Raw genomic sequence first — 20,570 nt, 5'->3', positions numbered from 1 at the left:
ATGCGATCTGGCAGGTGCAATCTACCTCACGCACTCAGCCCGCTGTGAGCCCGCATCGCGAGCTGCGCTCGCTCCTACCGGGGCCTGTGGCAGTGCGCCTTCAGGTGCGTTAGCCGATCAACTGGGCCTTCACCTGTTCGGCCACCGGCAGTGGCAGGCTCAGCTGGGCACACAGCCCGCCGCCTTCGCGGTTGTACAGCTGCAGCGAACCCTGCAGCGACAGCGCCAATTGCTGGGAAATCGCCAGGCCTAGCCCGGTGCCGCCAGTGTCGCGGTTACGCGAGCTTTCCAGGCGATAGAACGGCTTGAGCACTTCGCCCAGCAGCGCTTCGGGAATGCCGGGGCCGCGATCCAGAATGCAAATGCTCAGGCTGCCGGCCGTGGGCCGGCCCACGGCGATCTCGACGTCACTGGCGTATTTGAGGGCATTGTCCACCAGGTTCACCATTAACCGGCGCAAGGCGTGAGGGCGGGAGTCGAGCACGGCGTCGCGTGGCATGTCGAGGCTGACATGCTTGCCGGTATCTTCGTAGTCAAACACCAGGCTTTGCAGAAACGCCCGCACGTCGATGCGCCGGCTGGCTTCGGTGGCGCTGTCCATGCTGCGGGCGTAGGCCACGCCTTCCTGCACCAGGTGTTGCATCTGGCTCAGGTCGTTCCACAGCTTGTCTTTTTCCACGGAGTCTTCCATCAACTCGGCGCGCAATTTCATCCGCGTGATGGGCGTTTGCAGGTCGTGGGAGATGGCGGCCAGCAGTTGCATGCGTTCTTTCACATGGGCAGCGATGCGTGTTTGCAGGGTATTGAAGGCGACTGCGGCGTAGGCCACTTCAACCGGGCCTGACTCGTCCAGGCGCGCGCCGCCGCCGTTGGGGTCCAGGGTGTCGACTGCCTGGGACAGCCGGGTCAACGGGCGGATCGCCGTGCGTACCGCCAGCCAGGTACAGGCCAGCAACAGCAGCAACTGGCCGACCAGTACCAGGGGCAGCCAGGGCGACAGCGGCGAGACGGAGGGGCGCACATCGATGGTCAGCGGGCTGCCATCGTGCAGGCGCAGGTGGGCCTGGTAATGCGGGCGGGTATCGGCCAATTGGGTGTAGTGCAGGGTGTAGGTGCGGCCCAGGGTGGCTTGCATGGAGCGCACGAACGCGGGCGGCGAGGCCAGGTCCAGGGGCGTTCCGGGCTGGCCCTCGTCGAGCTGGTAGCGGTAGTTGGGGTGCACGAAACGCGGCAGCCAGGCGTTGCGTTCGCTGGCTGGCAGGCGTTCGAGTACCGCCAGGGTGGTGGTCAGGTCTTGCTCCAGGTTACCTAGCATCAGGGTCTTGGCGCTTTCGTAGCGCTCATAGAACTGCAAGCCGAATGACAGGCCGTGGGCGATGACCAGGCTGAGCAGGAAAATCAGCGACAGCTGCGAGGCCAGGGTGCGGGGCCAGCGCGGGGCCTTCATGCTGGCTCCCCGAGGATCTGCACGGCGAAGGAGAACACATAGCCTTCGCTGCGTACGGTCTTCACGTAGGCCGGGTCGCGGGCGTCGTCGCCCAGGCGTTGGCGCAGGCGGCTGACGAGCAGGTCGATGGAGCGGTCGAACAGGTCGGCATCGCGGCCTTGGGTCAGGTTGAGCAACTGGTCGCGGCTGAGCACGCGCTGGGGGTGGTCGACGAACACGCGCAGCAGGCGGTATTCGGCGCCGCTGAGGGCGACGATGGTGTCTTCGCGGTCGAGCAGGTGGCGCGCGGTGGTGTCCAGCCGCCAGTCGCCAAAGGCCAGTAGCCTGCCGGCTTCGCTGACCACGAGGTTGGGTGGCAGCATGCGTGTGCGGCGCAGCACGGCGTTGATCCGGGCGAGCAGTTCGCGGGCGGCGAAGGGTTTGACCAAGTAGTCGTCTGCGCCCATTTCCAGGCCGATGATGCGGTCGGTTTCATCATTGCGGGCGGTCAGCATCAGCACTGGGGTGGCTTTGTGCTTGCCGGCGCGCAGTTCCCGGCACAGTACCAAGCCGTCGTCGCCTGGCATCATGATGTCGAGGACGATCAGGTCGACGCGGTTGGTTTCCAGGAAACTGCGCATTTGGCGGCCGTCGGCCATCAGTGAGGCGCGCAGGCCGTTCTTGCGCAGGTAGTTGCCTACCAGCTCCCTGATTTCACGGTCGTCGTCGACGATCAGGATGTGATCCATGTGGTCCATCTGCTCTACCTTGGTGCTTGTTCAGGGGCACACTGTGTAGCGGGGATGGGCTTGGTTTGCCATTACATCAAGGTGTTGATCTTGCGGTTTGGGATTGGCGCACATAGCCAAAGTCACAGCCAAAAGCTTGATGGCGTGGGTCTTGATTACTTCGAGTCATTCATTTGCGATGGTGACTATGCGTCACCATCGCAAATGAATGACTCGCGTGAATCAAAACCGGCGCGATCCAGGTTTCTGATCTTTTGCTTTTTGCTTTTGAAGGAAAGAGACACCATTCGTTTCGCCGGCCACCACCGGCCACCACCGGCTTCGCCGGTGTTCGCGAGCTGCGCTCGCTCCTACAAATACGAAGTTCCTGATACAGCAATGTGGACTGACAAAGGTTGTCCAATCCGGCCAAACCCCCTAAAAAGAACCATCAGAACAAGAATCCCTATCTCAGAGGTGTCATCACCATGAGCCCCCGCACCACCACCGGCCATAAATCCTGGCGCTGGCCCGCCCTGTTCAGCCTGGTAGCCTTCGCCGCCAACTCCATCTTCTGCCGCCTGGCCCTGCGCGACGGAGCGATCGATGCCGAATCGTTCACCCTGCTGCGCCTGGCCAGCGGCGCTGCGTTTCTGCTGTTGCTGATACGCCTGCGCAAGCCAGGCCAACCCCTGGGCGGCAGTTGGAAGGGCGGGCTTGCCCTGTTTCTCTATGCCTACCTGTTTTCCGTGGCCTACCTGCAGTTGGGCGCAGGCGTAGGCGCGCTGGTGCTGTTCGGCGCCGTGCAAATCACCATGTTCGCGTTCGCCTGGCTCAAGGGCGAACACGTTAGCGCTCCCAGCTTGCTCGGCATGTTGATCGCTTTCGCCGGCCTGGTCGTGTTGCTGTTGCCCGGCGCTGAAGCGCCGCCGCTGGTCAGCGCGCTGGTAATGGCAGCCTCCGGTGTCGCCTGGGGCGCATACTCGCTGCTGGGCAAAGGTGCGCCGAACCCACTGGCCGATACCGCTGGCAACTTCGTGCGCAGCCTGCCGCTGGTGCTGATGCTGGGCGTGCCCATGGTGCTGCTCGCCCATGTGCATGTCACCCCGGCTGGGCTGCTGTTTGCCCTGGCCTCAGGCATTCTGGCGTCCGGCGCGGGCTATGCCGTGTGGTATGGGGTGGTCAGGCAGGTCAGCGCCCAGCAGGCGGCCACCCTGCAGCTCAGTGTGCCGGTGATCGCCGCATTGGCTGGGGTGTTGATGATTGGTGAGCCAATGTCGCTGCGCCTGCTGCTCGCCTCGCTGGTGGTACTGGGCGGTGTAGCGCTGGCGCTACTGCCGGCAAAATCCGTCAAAAGAAGCTGCGCTGAGCCTTGAGGGTGACCACGCTTTCGCAGTAGGTATTGATGCCCGAGTAGGCGTCGCAGCCACCGCCGCTGAGGTCGGAGTTGCTGTAGATCAAGTTGAGGTCGATGCCCAGCCATGGCCGTGACAGCTCCAGTGACCAGTCGGAAAACGCGCTGACCTGGCTGCCGTCGCCAATGGTGAAGGGCGTGCCCAAGCGGTGGTGGGCCACCTTCACGGTGAAGTCCATGTTCAGTAGCGGCAACTGGCCAAAGTCGGCGAACAGGGTGCCGGTGCGGTTGTCGGGGTTGTCGCGCCAGGCGCCGCCGATGCGGCTGCCAAGTATCGAGATACCGCCGTACAGCGCATAACTGTTGGCCCCGGCGATGTTCGGTTGGCTGTAGTGAATCAGCCCGACCTCGTAGCCCAGGGTGCTGTCGAAGTAATGTTTATAGCCCAGGTAGCTGTCCAGGCGCAGGGTCGAGTCGGGTGTTACGCCCATGCTCGGGGCGTACTGGCCGAGGTACCAACCGCTGGGGTGGCTGAGGTCGAGGCCGCCGTGAAATGTACCTACCGCGCTAGGTGAGATCAGCCCCTGGGCCATGCTGCGTGAGGGCGTGGTGCCCAGCTTGAAATCGAAATCGCCCAACTGGCGTTGGATCTGCTGGGCCTGCAGCAACGGGCTGAAGAGGAGCGCCGCGCACAGCGACAGAAAGGGCCTGGTCATGGTCACCGTCCTGGAAGGCTTGCTCTTGAGCGGCCAAGGATACCTGTGTCGGGGGCATTTCGGCCAGATGCAGGTACAGCCAACTCCGCCAGCCTGCCAGGGTCAGCCCTTGATCGCCGGCTGGGCTTCGACAGCTTCGGTCACTACCTGCCGGCTGGCGGCACGTTCGATCACCCGTTTGCGCAGTTCGTATTCGTCCAGCGACAGGCTTTGGCGCTGGATGGCTTCGAGTTGCAGTTGTCGGGTTTCCTCGACGGTGTAGCCACGCAGTTCGGGGTGATTGGCGGCGCAACCGGTGAGCACGCTGATGGCGATGGCGGTGAGGGTGGCGAGCAGCAGGCGGGCTGAGGTGTTCATCGGGAAGCTCCAGGATTCGGGGGACGGGAATCGATGGAGTGAGGTTATGGGTTGGCGCTGATGGATAGAAATTGGTGTTGTCGATAGTGACTATCGAAGTGCCTGCGGGGCTGCATTTGCGGGCTGTGCTGTCGCGCAGGGACCATTGCCCGCAAGCCCGCTGCCATCCTCTGTAGGAGCGGGCTTGCCCCGCGAACACCGGCACAGCCGGTGCCATGCACCGCGGTGCCTGCTTCGCGGGTCAAGCCCGCTCCTACAGGATTCTCCGTTAAATCAGAGAGTTATGATTTGTTCCATAGAAATGAACTTGCCCGTGCCATCCACTGCGTCGTTCTCCTTTGATGGCACACGTCTTATCGTCTTTTGCGCTTTTCTGGCGTTCTTGGGCTGCTCTCAAGTGCTTCAGGCGGTGCAGGTGCAGCTTTCACATTGAAAAGTATGCAGATGAAGTACCAGCAGATGGCGACACTCAGGTTGTAGGGGAACAAGACGGCCCAAAGCGGCAGTTGCCAGTTTTTCTTGCCCTGCAGTTCTCCGGGTTCGCCCGTTCGCCAAGGGGCGTAGTGGCGCCAGGCTTGGGCTGGGGTCAGGCAGATGGCATGCAGGGGGACGTGCCACCAGTTGGGTTCGCCAGGTGGGGGGAGTTTGTCGGGGCCGTGGTCCATGAAGTGGCGCAGGTATTCCCAGACTTCGGCGACGTATTTTACGTCTGGTTCGGTGGGCTCGTTGCTGTCGATCCAGAGGCAGTCTTTTTGGTGGAGAGTGCCGTCAGCTCGGCGGGGAGCGAACGCGAGGGCGTAGCTAGTGCTGAAAGATGAACCCCCGAATTCGGTGCGTTTGAAGGCTCCTCCCATTGTAGTTTTCCAGTCGAACTGTACGAGTTTTTTGCCGCGCTGGTAATAGACTCTCTTTTTGAGTCTGCTTAAGTGGAAGTGGGAGTTATTCTTTATTATGTAAGCTCTGTACAGCAAAAATGGTATGAAAATCAATGGGGCAATTAGATATTGAAGCATTGAGTGTGGGCGTGACAGGAGCAAATGGCGGTAGTCATCGTCTAATATTTCTGGGTAAATATATAGCGCCGAGATCAAGACTATGGCTGTATAGAGTTTTCCCATGAAGACGGAGTCTTTTATCCAGGGGTTTCTCAAGGTTAGATGGTTGGTGGATATGTCGACTACTTGATCTTTTATGTATGGTGTGCTTTTCGTGCTGCCGTGGTGTGAGAATAGCCAGGTTATAGACATTGGCCTACCTCTCTAGTGTGAAATGCGTAGTGGTATAATTTTCTTCATCCAAGCCTTTGGCAGGGTGGTATGTGACTGAAAGCGTTGCACTCGTATACGGGCGAGCTTCAATTTTGAAATTCAGTATGAGGCTCCCGTTGACGAGGTAGCATACAGGGTCTGGTAGGGGGATGATTGACTGATGGTGATCGCTTGCAACGCTTAAATGTGCACTCCAGCTACTTTTTGTTAAAGTGAATCCAGGTAGAAAAATCGTAAACTCAATGGCAGGGGAAGAGGGCGGAGCGTTGTGAATGGCTCTATACCAATCAGCTGGTGATAAGACGGTACTTCTATTCCAGCGACTGTCTAGTTCGTCTAGACCAAATTTTTTAGCATCATTCGCTGAAAGCAGCACTGGTTGATAGTAGGCTGAGTGCCAGCTTTGCACTTCCTCACTCAGACTGGAGTAAAGGGGGAGTTTTCTCTCGAAGTCTAATTTGATATCGATCCGTTTCTCACCATCATTCAGCCGGTTTCCAAAAATGCACCTTGATGCCCATAATTCAATAGGGCTGTGCAGGCGCTCATCAGCCATAGCATGTAGATACAGACCACCTGTTATGGCTGCTGCTCCCAGCAATACAACTGCTGCTGCAGCCCATCCTGCGAATGGGATCACCGACGTGGCGCCCGCGATAGCAAGGCTACCCTCCAGTACTAATATGGAGCCGAGTGCGACGGATCCTCCTCCGTAGAAAGTAAGGTCTGAGGCTTGCAAATCGCCATAAGCGCTTTGTCTTTTTGACTTTTTGAAATCAGAAACAAAACCTAAAATTATCGCAGGATAACCAGAGAGCCTAGCGAAAAAATTACTTGCAAAAAGTTTGGTAAGCCCATTTCCGAAACCCATGCCCGGAGCTGCAGAACCAAAACGTAGCGTTATTGCTTTCTGGGTAGCCCGCAATCCAACTAGCGTCGCTGCCGCGGCGCCGATCACCCCAAAGATCGACGCAGCAAACCCCAGGGTGTATTCCGGTGCATTACTCTTCTGCAAACTGTTGTAAGCCGCTTTTAGTGCAATGACATTGAACCACAGCATCCCAACATTCAAACCTGTTCCCGTACCTGACGTTAGTAACCCGAGCAACTTCGGCTTTACCCGCGCAGTCGTGGTCAGTTCCAGCGCCACCGTCCGGCTGCCCGTGATGCGCAGTGCCTTCATTTCCTCCACCTGGGCCATTCCGGTCTTCAGGTACTTATCGACCTCCTGGCTAAAGGGGTTCTCCCGGATCAGCGTATCGGTGACGGCATACCGCGCCGCCAGCAGCCCCAGCGCCTTCTCGGCATTGGCCTCGCTGGCCGCCGCCAGCACTTGCTGGCGCAGGCTGTTGCTGGCCGTCCAGCGGGCCTGCCCATGCATGCGTTTGAGCACCACGGTAGTGACGGACTGGGCGGTGAGGTCGGTGATGTTGGCCAGGGCCGGGAATCGGCCGACCAGGCCTTCGATCACGTTGTCGCTGCCTCCGAGCAAGGTGCCGACCGCGTCGGCCTTGTCGCGGAAGGGATTGAACGGTGCCAGGGCTACATACAGCGGGCTGTCGTGTTGGTCCAGCCAGCGTTCCAGGCGCTGTAAGCGCAGGTCTTGCTCTTCGGTGCCGGGCACGGGTTGGCCCATGGGGTGAATCAGCAAGGCGAGGGAGGTTTCCAGGCCACCGGCGGAGGTGAGGTCGTCGCGGTCGTAGCAGGCCAGTGCGGCGGCCAGGCTGTAGGGGGTGTCGAGGTGGCCGGTTTCGGCAGTGGCCAGCCAGGCATCGTGATCGGCGCTGGCTTGCAGGGCCGATGCTTGCAACTCGGCGATACGCTGTTCGAGCTCGTCGCGTTCGGCCAGGAAACTGAGGTACTTGGCGGTATCGAGGCGCTGCCCCAGGCGGTGGCCCTGTTCGGAGTAGTCCTTGTGGGTGAGCACCCGGAAGCGCTCTTCGTACGGCGGTTTTGGCCGGCTGTCTGGGCGGATGCGCAGCGCGGCGGTGGCCAGGCTGGGGTTTTTGGCGGGGTACAGGCTTTCGAGGGTCTTGTTCAGCAGCGTGGCCACCAGGTTGCGGTGGTGGAAGTCGCGGCTGCGCGGGCTCAGGCGTTCGGCGTTGAGCTGGTAGCACATCGGCACATCAGCCTGCTCGCTGCCCTGGGCGGGCCGGAGGTGGGGCAAGGGCTCGGCGGGCATCAGGTCGCGCAACTGGTGCTGGTAGGCCGACACCGACAGGCTCAGGTCCAGGGCCATGCCTTCGGCGTCGCTCAACACCACCACGGCGGGAATCTTCGGCTGGGTGAAGGGGTAGTGCCGGGCCACGGCGTGAAGCGCGCCGGCGAACAGCGCCGAAGGGCGAGGGTGGCTGCTCCAGGCCAGCGACATGCGCTGGGCGTCTGGCTTGAAGTCCTCGACCCAAGTGGGCAGGGCACTGACGGGCAGTACATGGGGCTGGGTGGAGGGTGCCTTGTCGCCGGCGATCAGCTCGGCCATGTTCACTTGGCGCATGTGCCGGTTGCGCAGGGCCGCCGAGCCGGTGATGCGTGCGGTGACGGCGTTGGTCCACAGGTGCGGGCTGTAGGCGATCCAGACCTCCTGGGCGGTGGTGGTGCAGGTGTCGGCCCACACCCAGCCCATCGACCGGCTGGAGAGGTAGCGGTCACGCCGCTGGTAATGCTCCAGCCCTCGGTAGCGCAGTTCCTTGTACTGGCCTTCGCCGTCGTACTCGTGGATGACCAGCTTTTCGCCGTGGGTGCCTTTCATGAACACGTAGACGTAGCCAGGGCGCAAGGCACGCAGGGTGTAGGCGCAGTGCTGCAGCGTGGGGAAGCCTTGTTCCAGGGCGAAGCCCGAGGCACTGTAGCGGCAGGGTGGTGCATTGCTGGTGCGAGGCACGATGGCGTAGCGCAGGGGCAGGATGGGTACCCGCGGGCTGCAGGGTGGGCCGGAGGTGGCGCGGCTGACGGAGGCTTCAGTCATGGGCGGTTCTCCCATGGTGAGGCTGCATGTGCCGCCGGGGTGATGTGTCGCTTGAATTCAGTTCCTTGAACATTGGGTGTCCTCGTCCAGCCACTGGCGCACGGGCGTGCAGGCCAGCAGCGGCTGCGCTCAGGTGCGTATGAAGGTGCGCCAGAACACTAACGAGGAATCAAGTCTCGGGGGAGTTCATCACTTCCCAAAACGTTGTAGGAATTTTCGCTTTAGGGAGTAGGCTGCTGATTAGCCCCCCATCTTCAGGCCGGTACCGCCCCGGTAGGAGCGAGCGTAGCTCGCGATGGGGCGCGTAGCGGCCCTAGGGTTTCAGTTTAGTGGCTCGTAATGCTGGGGCTGCTTTGCAGCCCATCGCGAGCTGTGCTCGCTCCTACGGGGGAGCGTGCCGCGCTGCGACAGCTGGGGTTTATATCAGGCTAGCTGTCGAGCACACCCTTGTTACGCGGTGAGGTTACCGTCAGCAGCGTGTCCAGCGTGCTTTCATGCCTGGGCAGCTCGTCGCACAGGTCCCAGATTTCCAGCATCTTCGCGTACTCCAGGGCATGCCTGGCGTCGGCCTGCACCCACCGTTCGAACGCGGCGCGCTCTGCAGCGGTGCAACTGCCGTCATGCAGGCGCAGGCACCAATCGGCAGCCTGGGTCAGCAGGGCGTCATCCTCAGGGTCGGGAAGGGGTGGGGGCATCGGTGGGCTACCTGTGTGATCAGGCCGCTACCCTAAGCAAGCATCTGGCAAAAATTCGTCAAAAAAACATCATGGTTTTCAGCAGGCTGGCCCTCAGGCTCAGCTAAGTCTTCATGCGTAACCTCCTGCCCAGACACCAAGACGGGCACCGAGGAGGTTTACCCGATGAACGCAACGAATAGCGGATGGCTCAACAAGGTCCCGGAAGTGACATTGTCCTTCTGGATCATCAAGGTCATGTCCACCACGGTAGGGGAGACATTCGCCGATTTTCTCGCCGTCGATGTCGGCTGGGGACTGGGCATCACCAGCGCGGTAATGGCGCTGCTATTGGCGGCGGCGCTGACGATGCAACTGCGCAAGCGCCATTGCGAGCCGTGGATCTACTGGCTCAATGTGGTGCTGGTGAGCATTCTGGGCACGCAGATTACCGACATCCTCACCGACGAACTGAACGTCAGCCTGTACGCCAGCAGTGCCTTCTTTGCAGGCCTGCTCGCCGTCAACTTCGCAGTCTGGTACGCCAGGGAGCGCAACCTGTCCATCCGCGAGATCGTCACCCCCAGGCGTGAAGGCTTCTACTGGGCAACCGTGCTGTGCACCTTCGCCCTGGGCACTGCGGGCGGCGACCTGGCCACCGAGGCGCTAGGCCTGGGCTTTGGTGTCGGCTCGCTGATCTTCACCGTGCTGATCGCCGCCTGCCTGGTCGCCTGGCGCCTGGGCGTGAACACCGTGCTGGTGTTCTGGTTGGCCTACATCCTCACCCGCCCGCTCGGCGCCTCCCTGGGCGACCTGCTGACCCAGGCCCGCGAGTACGGCGGCCTGGGCATGGGCGCAACCTGGACCAGCGCGATCTTCCTGTGCGTGATTTTCATGCTGGTCAGCGTTGCCCAGTTCAGCGCCAACCAGGCCAAGCGAATTGCCCGTTGATAACCCCCCACCCCTGATAACGAGGGTACACACCATGCTTGCAAAACCACTGTTCACCACCACACTGGCCATCGCCTGCTTGGCCAGTGTGCTGGCCTTCACCCAAGGCTGTTCGAAGCACGATGAGCCGCCAGCGTCAGCCTCGGAGGTGCATGCGCCTACCAAATTGGGCGACCTGAGCGCCTTCCGTGCCATCGCCCAGGATGTCGCAAGCAAGGTCGATGCCCAGGACCTGCCAGGCGCCAAGGCGCGCATCAAGGACCTTGAAAAAAGCTGGGATGACGCCGAGGCCGGGATCAAACCGCGCGCCGCGGGTGACTGGCACCTGCTGGACAAGGCCATCGACCGCGCCCTGGACGCGCTGCGGGCCAGCTCGCCGCAACAGGCGGCGTGCAAGGCGGCCATGGTTGAGCTGCTGGGCACCTTCGACACCCTGCAGGGCCCGCGGCAAGGCTGATGCACGGGCTTTCGCGGACGGCGCAGGGCGGCTATCGTTGCCCTGCCGGTTCGCCGAGGAGATGGCCATGAGGGTATTGCTGGTCGAAGACGACAGCATGATTGCGCAGGCGCTGCAGGATGCGCTGGCGTTGGCCGGTTATGCCGTCGATTGGGTTGCCGATGGGCTGGCCGCCGAAGCGGCCCTGCGCGCGCAAGCCTACGACCAGGTACTGCTCGACCTGGGCTTGCCCGGCCAGGACGGCCTGCAGTTGCTGCAAACATTGCGTGCCGGCGACAACCCGGTGCCGTTGTTGATCATCACCGCCCGTGACGGGCTCGATGACCGCGTGCGCGGCCTGGACGGCGGCGCCGACGACTTCCTGCAGAAGCCCTTCGAGATGGCCGAGCTGCTGGCCAGGATGCGCGCCGTGATGCGCCGCAAAGGCGGGCGGGCAGCGCCGGAATTGAGCAACGGCCGGGTCACCCTGGACCCGGCGAGCAAATGCGCCAGCGTACCAGGCCAGCCGCCCGTGCAGCTTTCCAGCCGTGAGTTCGCCTTGCTCCAGGCGTTGCTGGTGCGCCCAGGGGCGATCCTGTCGCGCAGCGAACTGGAAGACCGGCTCTACGGCTGGGGCAACGAGGTGGAAAGCAATGCAGTGGAATTCATCATTCACGCACTGCGCCGCAAGCTGGGCAAGGACGTGATCGGCAATATCAGGGGGCTGGGATGGATGGTTTCAAAAGACGCCTGAGCCAGTCGCTGCAGTTGCGCCTGTCGCTGGCGTTGTCGCTGGCGATCTTGCTGGTGGCTTCGCTGAGCGCCCTGTTCAGTTACCTCACGGCCTATGATGAGGCGCTGACGCTGCAGGACAACAGCCTGCGCCAGGTGGCGGCACTGTACACGCGCCAGGGCCTGCAATTTCACTACCCGAGCGCCCCATTGCAAAGCACAGGGGACGATGAGGAAACACGCATCGTCATCCAGTATGTCGCCGATGGCGCCGTGGTCAGCCACGGCGATGATAGCCAGCTGCCGTTGCCCATTGCAGCTTCCGTGGCCGATGGCTGGTCGACCGTGGTGGTCGGTGGCGAGCCGTTTCGCGTGCTGGTTGGCCAGGAAGTGTCCGGCCGGCGCTTTGCGGTGGCCCAGGAGATCGACAGCCGTAACCGTGATGCCCGGGCCAGCGCCTGGCGAGCATTGCTGCCCTTTGCCATCTTGTTCCCCATCCTGCTGCTGGTGGTCGCCAACCTGATTCGTGAGCTGTTCAAGCCCGTTGCCAGCTTGGCTGCGACGCTCGACACCCGTGACGAGCAGGACCTGCGCCCGGTCGACGAGCGCCTGCTGGCCAGCGAGATCCGGCCCTTCGTCCAGGCAATCAACCGCCTGCTGGCGCGGGTTGCCCGCAGTGTCGAGGGGCAAAAGCGCTTTGTCGCCGATGCCGCCCATGAACTGCGCACGCCGCTGACGGCGTTGTCCCTGCAGGCCCAGGGGTTGGAAGACCAGGCGCTGCCCGCGCGTGCCCAGGCCCAGGTGGCGCAGTTACGCCTGGGCATTGCCCGCAGCCGTACGCTCATCGAACAGTTGCTAGCCTCGGCGAGCGCCCAGCTGGGCGAGCCGGCGGCGGCGGACGCCTCCGTGCACGGGGCCTTTCGTTCGGTGCTGGAAGCGCTGATGCCGCTGCTGGAGCACAAGCAGCTGGACGTTGCGGTGGAGGGGGACGATGTGCGTGTGCCGCTGGCGGACATGCACCTGCATAACGTGATTCGTAACCTGGTCGAAAACGCCATCCGCCACGCACCCGTGGGCGGGCAGATCGTGCTGCAGGCCGGGCAGGGTGGCGGCCGGGTAACCCTGTGCGTGTGTGACGATGGCCCCGGCATTCCCCCGCACGCCTGGTCACGGGTGTTCGACCCGTTCTACCGCGTGGCGCCCCAGGGTGGCGAGGGGGCGGGGCTGGGCTTGTCGATCGTGCAGACCCTGGTGCAGCGCAGTGGCGGCACGGCGCAGGTGGGGTTCAGCGATGAGGCCGCACGCCGTGGTTGCCGCGTGTGCCTGAGTTGGCCCGTGGCGGCTCAGAAATCGACCGTGGCGGACAGCAGCAGCGAACGCGGGGCGCCTTGGGAGAACGCCCCGTAGGAGGCGACACCCGACCAGTACGCCGTGTCGAAGAGGTTCTGCACGGTGGCGCGCCAGGTGGTGGGGTAGCCGCCCACGCGGGTGGTGTAGCGTACGCCGGCATCCACCCGCAGCCAGCTGTCGAGTTGCTGGGCATTGCTTTGGTTGACGTATTGCTCGCCGGTGTAGATCACACCGCTGGTCAGGGTCAGGCCCTCGGCCCACGGCGTGTCCCATTCGCCCCACAGGTTGGCCTGGACCTTCGGTACGCCTACTGCTCTGTTGCCGCGGTTGGCGGCAATGCGGGTACGGGTCAGCCGGGCGTCGAGCAGCGTCACCCCGGCCAGCAGGCGAGCATGGGGCGTGACCTCACCCAGAAGATTGAGCTCAAGGCCCCGGTTACGCTGTTCGCCCTGAACCGAAAAGCTTCCGCCCGCCAGTTCGCCCGAAGGCTTGGTGATCTGGAACAGCGCAAGGGTGGACAGAAAGGTGCCGTAATCCACTTTCAGCCCAACCTCATGCTGGCGGGACACGTAGGGCGCGAACACCTCGCCGGAATTGCTGGCCGTACCGGGCGCGACATCGCCCTTGCTGAGCCCTTCGAGGTAGTTGTAATAGACCGACAGGTTTTCCAGGGGCTTGAACAGCACACCGAACAGCGGAGTCGACCGGGCTTGCTGGTAGGTACTGGTAACGCTGCCGTCGGGGCGGTAGTTGGTGGCCTCGATCTGCTGTTGGCGCAGCCCCACGGTGATCTGCAAGCGCTGGCCGAACAGTGACAAGGTGTCGGCAAGCGCGACACCGGAGAGCTCGCTGGAGGAAACCTTGGCGGTGGCAGGCTCGGCAATGGCCGGTTCGGGGCGATCGACCGGGTGATAGAGGTTCGACAGAACCGGCGCCGAGGACGTGATCCCGCGGCCCAGCTGGTCCCGGTAACGACTGACTTGAAGCGCTGCGCTGTGCGCCAGCGGCCCGGTGTCGATGTGCAGGCGGGCACCGGCATCCACCGTGTAACGCTGCACGTCGAATGCGTAGTAGCCGGGAATCGACGAGGTGTCGCCGGCGCTATTGATGATGGTGGGCGTCTGGTCGGTCAGGCGGTTGACCCGGGACTTGCCGCCGCCGGCGTGAGCGAACAGCGAGAGCTGGTCGTTGACCGCGTAGTCGCCGCTGAGCAGCACCGAGCGGTCATGGGTTGTCGACTTCCCCCACTCCTGGCTCACGTTGGTGCGCCCATTGGCCGCCGAGGGAATCGGCACGCCTTCGGCAATCAGGAAAGGGCGTGATGCGGCGATGAAGGTTTCCCGCTGATCGACCAGGTCGAGGCTGGCGCGCAAGCTGTCGCCCTGGTAGTCGAATGAGAGTGCGCCCACATCGAATGCGCGGTGTTGATCGTCGATGGCCGTGTCGCCCTGCTGCACACTGCCGTTGAAGCGCATACCCAGGCGCCGCTCTGCACCGAAGCGCCGGCTCAGGTCGAGATGGCTGCCTGTTTGCGAATCCAGGGCAAAGCGGGTGGTGAGGCGCGTGAGGTCGTCATCCAGGGCGCGTTTGGGCACGACATTGATTACGCCGCCTACCGTGCTGTTGGGCGACATGCCGTACAGCAGTGTGGCAGGGCCTTTGACCACCTCGATGCGTTCGGCATAGTCGGTGAACACGCGGTAATTGGAGGCAACGCCATAAACCCCATCGAAGGCGAGCTCGCCCAGGTTGCCTTCGCCCAGCGCAAAGCCGCGGATGAAAAACGAGTCGACGATCCCGCCCGTCTGCCCCGTGGCGCGCACGGACGAATCCCGTTCGAGCAGGTCGCCGACGGTGCTGGCCTGCTGGTCTTGCACCATGGCCGAGGTGTAGCTGCTGATGCTCAAGGGGGTGTCCATGACGTCCCGGTTGCCCAGCAAGCCGAGCCGCCCACCTACCGCCGCCTGGCCGCCGGGATAGGCGGGCGGCACCTGTTCGTTGGCTGCCGGGGCGGCAAGGCCTTTGATGTCGGTTTCCAGCAGGGTCACTTGGCGCAACGCCAGGGTGTAGCTGCCATCGTCATGCAGCAGCATCTGCAGGTGGTTGTCGCCCAACAAGCGTTTCACGGCCTCCTGCGGGGTGCAGGAGGCCGTCAGGCCCGGGCTGAAAAGGCCTTCGGTGAGCGCTGGCTGAAACGCCAGGGCAATGCCGGCTTGCATGGCGAACGCAGACAGCGTGGGGCCCAGCGGGCCGGGGGCAATGGCGTAGCTACGCACCTGCACGTCATCCAGTAGCACCGGCGCATCGGCGCTGGCGCGCGGGCAATGGGATGCCAGCAGCACCAGGCCGAGCAGGGCGCTGCAAACCACTGGCCGAGGGTGTGGGCCCCGCGAAAAATGGGCATGAGGGGCGGACATTGTTGGTTTCATCCGCGTGGCGAGAGCGTGACCCAGAGCCCGCCCAAGTACCCGGAGACGTTGATGGCGTAGGTCTGTGCAAGCATGTTCAGGGTGCGTGAGGTATCGCTGATGGGGTAGGCGCCGGAAACCTGCAGCGCGGCGATGCGTGGGTCGCAGCGCACAACGCCTCGGCGGTAACGCGCAAGTTCTGCGGCGAAGTCTGCCAGGGGCATCTTGTCGGCCATCAGCATGCCCTGGGCCCAGGCGCCAGCATTGCGGTCGGCCGCCAGCACCTGGCCAAAGGCGTGTGCCGAGAAATCCGTGCGCTGGCCGGCCATGATGACCATCGGCTGGACCTGGTGCGGGCTTGCCAGCACGACCTTGACCGCCCCTTCCAGGACGGCCAGGTGGGTACGCCCGTCGCGTTGGCGCACGCAGAACCGTGTGCCCAGTGCCTGCATGCGGCCTTGGGCGGACTCGACCAGGAACGGACGCGCGGGTGAGAAGCGGTCGAGCGCCGTTTGCACCATGATTTCGCCAGCGCGCAAGCGCAGCAGGCGCTGCTGGGCATCGAACAAGACGTCGATGGCCGAGTCGGTGTTCAGGGTTACCTGCGAGCCGTCGGCCAGCACCAGCTCGCGGCGCTCGCCCAGTGTGCTGCGGTAGTCGGCGGTCCATTGTTGCCGGCGGCTCAGCGCCCAGCCGCCCCAACCGGCGGGCAGTACCGCCAGCAGCAGGGCCAGCTTGAGCAGTGCGGCGCGGCGTTCGGGGCTGTCTGGGCGGTCCAGCACCGACATCGCCAATGCCCGAGGCAAGCCTCCCATGCGGCTTTGCAGCAGTTGCGCGCGCGCCCAGGCTTGTTGCCGTTCGGGGCTGCTGGTTTTCCACGCTTGCCATTGGGCCTGCTCCAACTCGCTGAGCGCGCTTTCGTTCCAGCGCACCAGCCATTGCGCGGCTTCCTCAAGCGCTTGCGGGTCCAGTGGGGCAGCTTTTGCGGGCAGGGGCACTTACTCCACCAGCAACAGGCATTGGATGAAGGCCTGCTTCATGTAGCGCTTCACGGTAATCAGCGACACCCCCAGTTGGCCGGCGATGTCGGCGTACGTCAGGCCGCCGAGCTGGGAGAGCAGGAAGGTGCGTTTGACCAGGGGAGGGAGTGCATCGAGCATGGCGTCGATCTGGTGCAGGGTTTCCAGCACCACCCAGCGTAACTCAGGGGAGGGCACGTCCTGGGGCGGCAAGTGGCTCAGCGCATCGAGATAGGCACGTTCCAGTGCCTTGCGTTGATACCAGTTGATGAGAATGCCCTTGGCCACGCAGCGCAGGTAGGCACGAGGCTGCTCGATGGTGGTCACCTTCGAGGCGAGCACGCGGGTGAAGGTGTCCTGGGTAAGGTCTGCTGCATCCATGGCATTGCCGAGCTTCCTTCGCAGCGTGTCGTAGAGCCAGCCATGATGGCCACTGTACAACGCTTCGAGAACGCGCAGGTGGGGCTGGTTGTCTGCGGGGAGGGTTTGGCTCATGGTTGCGATTTTGTTGTAATTGAGAAGTATTAACAATGCTAGTGTGATCGTGCATGGCAAGCAAGCCCGCTCACGCCGCCGCAACCCCCTGTAGGCGCGGGCTGGCCCCGCGAACACCGGCGAAGCCGGTGCCACGCACCGCGTTGCCTGCTTCGCGGGGCAAGCCCGCTCCTACAGAAATATCTGTTCAATCTACTGATACTTTTTCCCCGCTCGGCTGGCTACAGGAGGTGATTACCCATCTTCCTGCCGAAAAGGATCCCCTCGCCATGCCCGTTGTCAGTCGTCCCTGCAATCGAAACGCCTTGCGTCACACCCTGCTGAACGTCCTTCTGCTGGCGGGCAGCAGCCCTGCGCTGGCGGCCAGCCCTGAGCAGCCAGAGGCGCTGGTGCTCGACAACACCAACGTCGAAGCCACCTACACCGGCCCGGCGTTGCCGCAAGCGCTGGCCGGCGAGCAGGTGGCGCGCGGCGCTCGCTTGGGAATGATGGGTAACAAGGACGTGATGGACACCCCGTTCAGTGTCACCAGCTACACCAGCAAGACCCTGGCCGACCTGCAAACGGTCACCGTCGCCGATGCCCTGGAGCGCGACCCGTCCGTGCGCTCTACCGGGCAGACGGGGGGTATCGTCGATTCGTTCTTTATCCGCGGCTTCCCGATCAGTGAGGGCAACCTGGGTGAGTTGGCATTCGATGGCGTGTATGGCGTCGCGCCCAACTACCGCGTGTTCACCGAGTACGCCGAGCGCGTCGAGGTGCTGAAAGGGCCGGGTGCCCTGGCGTATGGCATCTCACCGAACAGTGGCGTGGGCGGGGTGATCAACATCGTGCCCAAGCGCCCGCTGGAAGACGACCTGACCCGCTTCACCGCAAGCTTGGCCTCGGATTCGCAGGTGGGTGGCCACCTGGACCTGAGCCGGCGCTTTGGTGACGAGAAGCAGTTTGGTGTGCGCTTCAATGGCAACCTGCAGGGCGGCGACACTGCGGTCGACAGCCAGCATCGTGACCTGGGCATTGCCGCCATTGCCCTGGACTACCGTGGGGAGCGCTTGCGCCTGAACCTGGATTTCCTCAGCCAGAAGGAAAGCTGGGACGCCGCTTCCCGGCCCTTCACGGTCGCCTCGGGCATCGACGTGCCTTCTGCGCCCAACGGGCGAACCAACTTGCCGCAGGATTGGGGGTGGTCCGACACCAAGGAGCAGTCGGCCCTGCTGGGCGGTGAGTATGACCTGAGCGACGCGGTGACCGTGTTCGCCCACGCCGGCGGCGGCAAGGCGGACGTGAAACGGATGTCTGACCAGGTGCCCAGAATCCTCAACGCGGCAGGGGACACCAGTAACATTCCCGGCTATTACAAATTCAACGTCGACCGCTCCACGGCCGATGTGGGCGTGCGCGGTGTGTTTGCCACCGGGCCGGTCAACCACACCCTGACGGCGATGGCGACCCGCTACCAGGACGAGTTGTCCCGTGGCATCAACAACGGCAGCGAGATTCGCTCCAACATCTATCACCCGATGGATGTGGCCAAGCCCGCTATCGCCGCGCCAAAGGTATTGCGCATTTCCGAATCGGAACTGTCCGGTGTGGCGCTGACCGACACCTTGGCCCTGTTCGACGACCGCTTTCAGTTGACCCTGGGCGTGCGGCGGCAAGACATCGAGTCGCGCAACTACAGCGCGACGGGGGCGGTCAGCTCCCGGTATGACGACCATGCGACGACGCCGCTGGTGGGGGTGGTGGTCAAGCCCTGGGACGATGTGTCGCTCTACTACAACTATGTCGAAGGCCTGAGCAAAGGTGACATCGCGCCCGGCACCGCGGCCAACGCCGGGCAGACCTTCGCGCCGTACACCTCGAAGCAGCATGAGGTGGGGGTCAAGTACGAGCAGGGGACGTTCATGACCACGCTGGCCCTGTTCCAGATTGAAAAGCCAAGCGGGGAAGTGGGCGCGGGCAACGTGTTTTCCGTGCAGGCCGAACAGCGTAACCGGGGTGTCGAGCTAAGCCTGTTCGGCGAAGTGGCACCCGGCACGCGCTTGATGGGCGGCGTGACCGTGCTGGACGGCAAGCTGACCGACTCGGCCACCGCCGCCAACCGCGGCAACAAGCCAGTCGGCGTGCCGAATGTGCAGGCGAACCTGTGGGGTGAATGGGATACGCCGTGGCTTGAAGGCTTCACCTTGACGGGCGGTGTCATTTATACCGACAGGCAGTATGTCAACCAGGCCAACACCCAGGCCTTGCCTTCCTGGACGCGGGTCGACGCCGGTGCCCGTTACGTGACCAGGATCGAGGGGCGGCCCACCACCTTCCGGGCCACGGTGCAGAACGTGTTCGACCGTGAATACTGGGCGGGCGTGGCGTCGTATGGGGCTATATCGCCGGGGTATCCGCGCACCTTGCAGCTGTCGGCTACGGTCGATTTTTGAGGGATGAGATGGGCGCCGCGGGTGCGGCGCATCGCGAGCTGCGCTCGCTCCTACAGGATCCTCTGTTAAATCAGATATTTGCAATTTGTTCCATGAGAGCCTAGCCAGCCCTACGGGCTGCGCTGTCGCGCAGGGAACAGTGCCAGCAGCCGCGCCGCAATGCCCTGTAGGAGCGGCGGTGCGGCGACCCGACTTGCCCCGCGAACACCGGCGCAGCCGGTGTCATACACCGCGGTGCCTGCTTCGCGGGACAAGCCCGCTCCTACAGAAATACCAGTTGAATCAGATAGTTACGATTTGTTTCATAGGAGCCGGGCAGGGCAGGCTCGCCTAGTGCCCCAGCAACTGCCCCAGCAGCCATTGCCCGGCAGGCCCCAGCGCCTGCTGGCGCGACCAGGCCACGTCCATGGCCACGCGGCGCGGGTAGCCGGCCATGGGCAGTTCCACCAAGCCGCTGCCGAAGCGCGCCACCAGCGCCTTGGGCAGTTCGGCCCAGCCAAACCCGCGCACGGCGAATTCCAGCAGGGTCAGGTAGTCCGGCGCCGACCAGGCCTGGCCGTGGCCATGGGGCAGGCTGGGGGCGTAGGTCTTGATGTACAGCTGGCGTTGCTGTTCAAGGTGTTCCGGCTGCAAGGCCGGCAGGGTTGCCAGCGGGTGCTCGCGGCTGACATACAGGCAGAATTCGGCCTGCTCGGGCAGGCGCGCCACGCTGACATCCGCCGGGTAGCGGTCCTGGGCGGCCAGGATGCCAAGGTGCACGATGCCCTGTTGCACCAGGTCGATCACATCGGCGTCTTCGGAGGGGCCGCAGCGCAGTTCGGTGTGCGGGTAGCGTTCGGCGAAGCGCGCCATCGCCGCGCCCTGGAAGGTGACGCTGTAGCTGTCGGACATCACCACCGACACCAGTGGTTCCACCTGCCCGGCCAGGCGCACGGCCAGGGCGTCGAGGCGGGCACTGGCATCGAGGATCGCTTCCACCTGCTTGAGCACCTGGCGCCCGGCGCTGTTCAACGTGGGGTGACGGCCGGTACGGTCGAACAACGGGCAACCGATGTCGGCCTCGAAGTTGGCGATGGCGATGCTGATGGTCGACTGGCTCTTGCGCAGCTTGCGGGCGGCGGCGGAGAAGGAGCCGAGCGCGGCGGCTTCGACAAAGGCGACGAGGGCTTCAGGTGAATAGCGCATGGGGTAGGGGCTGAATCAAGGGGAAGGTTAGTATCAGCCGCCTCAACCTGGCCGGCAAGCGCCCGCCTTAG

General features: G+C 63.3%; 17 protein-coding genes. 6 read left to right on the top strand and 11 right to left on the bottom strand.

What is annotated here, in order from left to right; translation table 11 throughout:
- Positions 1–109: 109 nt before the first annotated feature.
- Positions 110–1,447, bottom strand: a complete 1,338-nt coding sequence (locus F3J44_RS21865) for a HAMP domain-containing sensor histidine kinase (RefSeq protein WP_167275991.1) — start codon at positions 1,445–1,447, stop codon at positions 110–112.
- Positions 1,444–2,184 carry a response regulator gene (locus F3J44_RS21860; protein WP_167070668.1) on the bottom strand — a complete coding sequence of 247 codons (741 nt, stop codon included), beginning with the start codon at positions 2,182–2,184 and terminating at the stop codon, positions 1,444–1,446. Before F3J44_RS21860 ends, F3J44_RS21865 begins: the two co-directional genes overlap by 4 nt.
- A gap of 458 nt (positions 2,185–2,642) precedes the next feature.
- Between F3J44_RS21860 and F3J44_RS21855 the strand changes: the two genes are divergently transcribed.
- Positions 2,643–3,530 (top strand): DMT family transporter, encoded by an 888-nt coding sequence (locus F3J44_RS21855; RefSeq protein WP_167275988.1) that lies wholly within the window; start codon positions 2,643–2,645, stop codon positions 3,528–3,530.
- On the opposite strand, the gene F3J44_RS21850 is transcribed toward F3J44_RS21855, so the two are convergent.
- From F3J44_RS21850 to F3J44_RS21830, 5 genes are all read right to left on the bottom strand, one after another.
- Positions 3,505–4,224: a TorF family putative porin gene (locus tag F3J44_RS21850; protein ID WP_167275986.1), complete on the bottom strand. Its 720-nt coding sequence runs from the start codon at positions 4,222–4,224 to the stop codon at positions 3,505–3,507. The two genes, F3J44_RS21855 and F3J44_RS21850, sit on opposite strands and share 26 nt — an antisense overlap.
- A gap of 102 nt (positions 4,225–4,326) precedes the next feature.
- Positions 4,327–4,581 (bottom strand): hypothetical protein, encoded by a 255-nt coding sequence (locus F3J44_RS21845; protein WP_167070671.1) that lies wholly within the window; start codon positions 4,579–4,581, stop codon positions 4,327–4,329.
- 353 nt (positions 4,582–4,934) lie between these two features.
- A complete protein-coding gene (locus F3J44_RS21840) occupies positions 4,935–5,828 on the bottom strand; it encodes a hypothetical protein (protein ID WP_167275983.1) in 894 nt (297 codons plus the stop codon).
- Positions 5,829–5,832: 4 nt separating this feature from the next.
- Entirely contained in the window at positions 5,833–8,814 is a 2,982-nt protein-coding gene (locus F3J44_RS21835; RefSeq protein ID WP_167275981.1) for a T6SS effector BTH_I2691 family protein, read from the bottom strand.
- 428 nt (positions 8,815–9,242) lie between these two features.
- The gene (locus F3J44_RS21830) at positions 9,243–9,509 is read right to left on the bottom strand and encodes a DUF4880 domain-containing protein (RefSeq protein ID WP_167275978.1); all 267 of its coding nucleotides are present in this window, start codon (positions 9,507–9,509) and stop codon (positions 9,243–9,245) included.
- A gap of 165 nt (positions 9,510–9,674) precedes the next feature.
- Between F3J44_RS21830 and F3J44_RS21825 the strand changes: the two genes are divergently transcribed.
- From F3J44_RS21825 to F3J44_RS21810, 4 genes are all read left to right on the top strand, one after another.
- Positions 9,675–10,439, top strand: a complete 765-nt coding sequence (locus F3J44_RS21825) for a hypothetical protein (RefSeq protein ID WP_167275975.1) — start codon at positions 9,675–9,677, stop codon at positions 10,437–10,439.
- Between the two features lie 34 nt (positions 10,440–10,473).
- Entirely contained in the window at positions 10,474–10,896 is a 423-nt protein-coding gene (locus tag F3J44_RS21820; protein ID WP_167275972.1) for a hypothetical protein, read from the top strand.
- Between the two features lie 67 nt (positions 10,897–10,963).
- A complete protein-coding gene (locus tag F3J44_RS21815; RefSeq protein WP_167275969.1) occupies positions 10,964–11,629 on the top strand; it encodes a response regulator transcription factor in 666 nt (221 codons plus the stop codon).
- Positions 11,605–13,014 carry an ATP-binding protein gene (locus F3J44_RS21810; RefSeq protein ID WP_167275966.1) on the top strand — a complete coding sequence of 470 codons (1,410 nt, stop codon included), beginning with the start codon at positions 11,605–11,607 and terminating at the stop codon, positions 13,012–13,014. Before F3J44_RS21815 ends, F3J44_RS21810 begins: the two co-directional genes overlap by 25 nt.
- Here F3J44_RS21810 and F3J44_RS21805 read toward each other — a convergent pair.
- From F3J44_RS21805 to F3J44_RS21795, 3 genes are read right to left on the bottom strand one after another with little or no spacing between them, the layout of a single operon-like run.
- Positions 12,951–15,374, bottom strand: a complete 2,424-nt coding sequence (locus F3J44_RS21805) for a TonB-dependent siderophore receptor (protein WP_167275964.1) — start codon at positions 15,372–15,374, stop codon at positions 12,951–12,953. The two genes, F3J44_RS21810 and F3J44_RS21805, sit on opposite strands and share 64 nt — an antisense overlap.
- 8 nt (positions 15,375–15,382) lie before the next feature.
- Entirely contained in the window at positions 15,383–16,363 is a 981-nt protein-coding gene (locus F3J44_RS21800; protein WP_205300052.1) for a FecR domain-containing protein, read from the bottom strand.
- Positions 16,364–16,879: a sigma-70 family RNA polymerase sigma factor gene (locus F3J44_RS21795; RefSeq protein ID WP_167275961.1), complete on the bottom strand. Its 516-nt coding sequence runs from the start codon at positions 16,877–16,879 to the stop codon at positions 16,364–16,366.
- A 305-nt stretch (positions 16,880–17,184) separates the two neighbouring features.
- Between F3J44_RS21795 and F3J44_RS21790 the strand changes: the two genes are divergently transcribed.
- A complete protein-coding gene (locus F3J44_RS21790; protein ID WP_205300051.1) occupies positions 17,185–19,314 on the top strand; it encodes a TonB-dependent siderophore receptor in 2,130 nt (709 codons plus the stop codon).
- A gap of 330 nt (positions 19,315–19,644) precedes the next feature.
- Here F3J44_RS21790 and F3J44_RS21785 read toward each other — a convergent pair whose 3' ends face one another.
- The gene (locus F3J44_RS21785; RefSeq protein WP_167275956.1) at positions 19,645–20,499 is read right to left on the bottom strand and encodes a LysR family transcriptional regulator; all 855 of its coding nucleotides are present in this window, start codon (positions 20,497–20,499) and stop codon (positions 19,645–19,647) included.
- Positions 20,500–20,570: the final 71 nt, after the last annotated feature.

It is taken from the genome of Pantoea sp. Tr-811, assembly GCF_011752535.1.
Classification (GTDB): Bacteria; Pseudomonadota; Gammaproteobacteria; order Pseudomonadales; family Pseudomonadaceae; genus Aquipseudomonas.
Note: the sequence above shows the minus strand (reverse complement) of the source record. Positions and strands in the feature narration are given on the sequence as shown.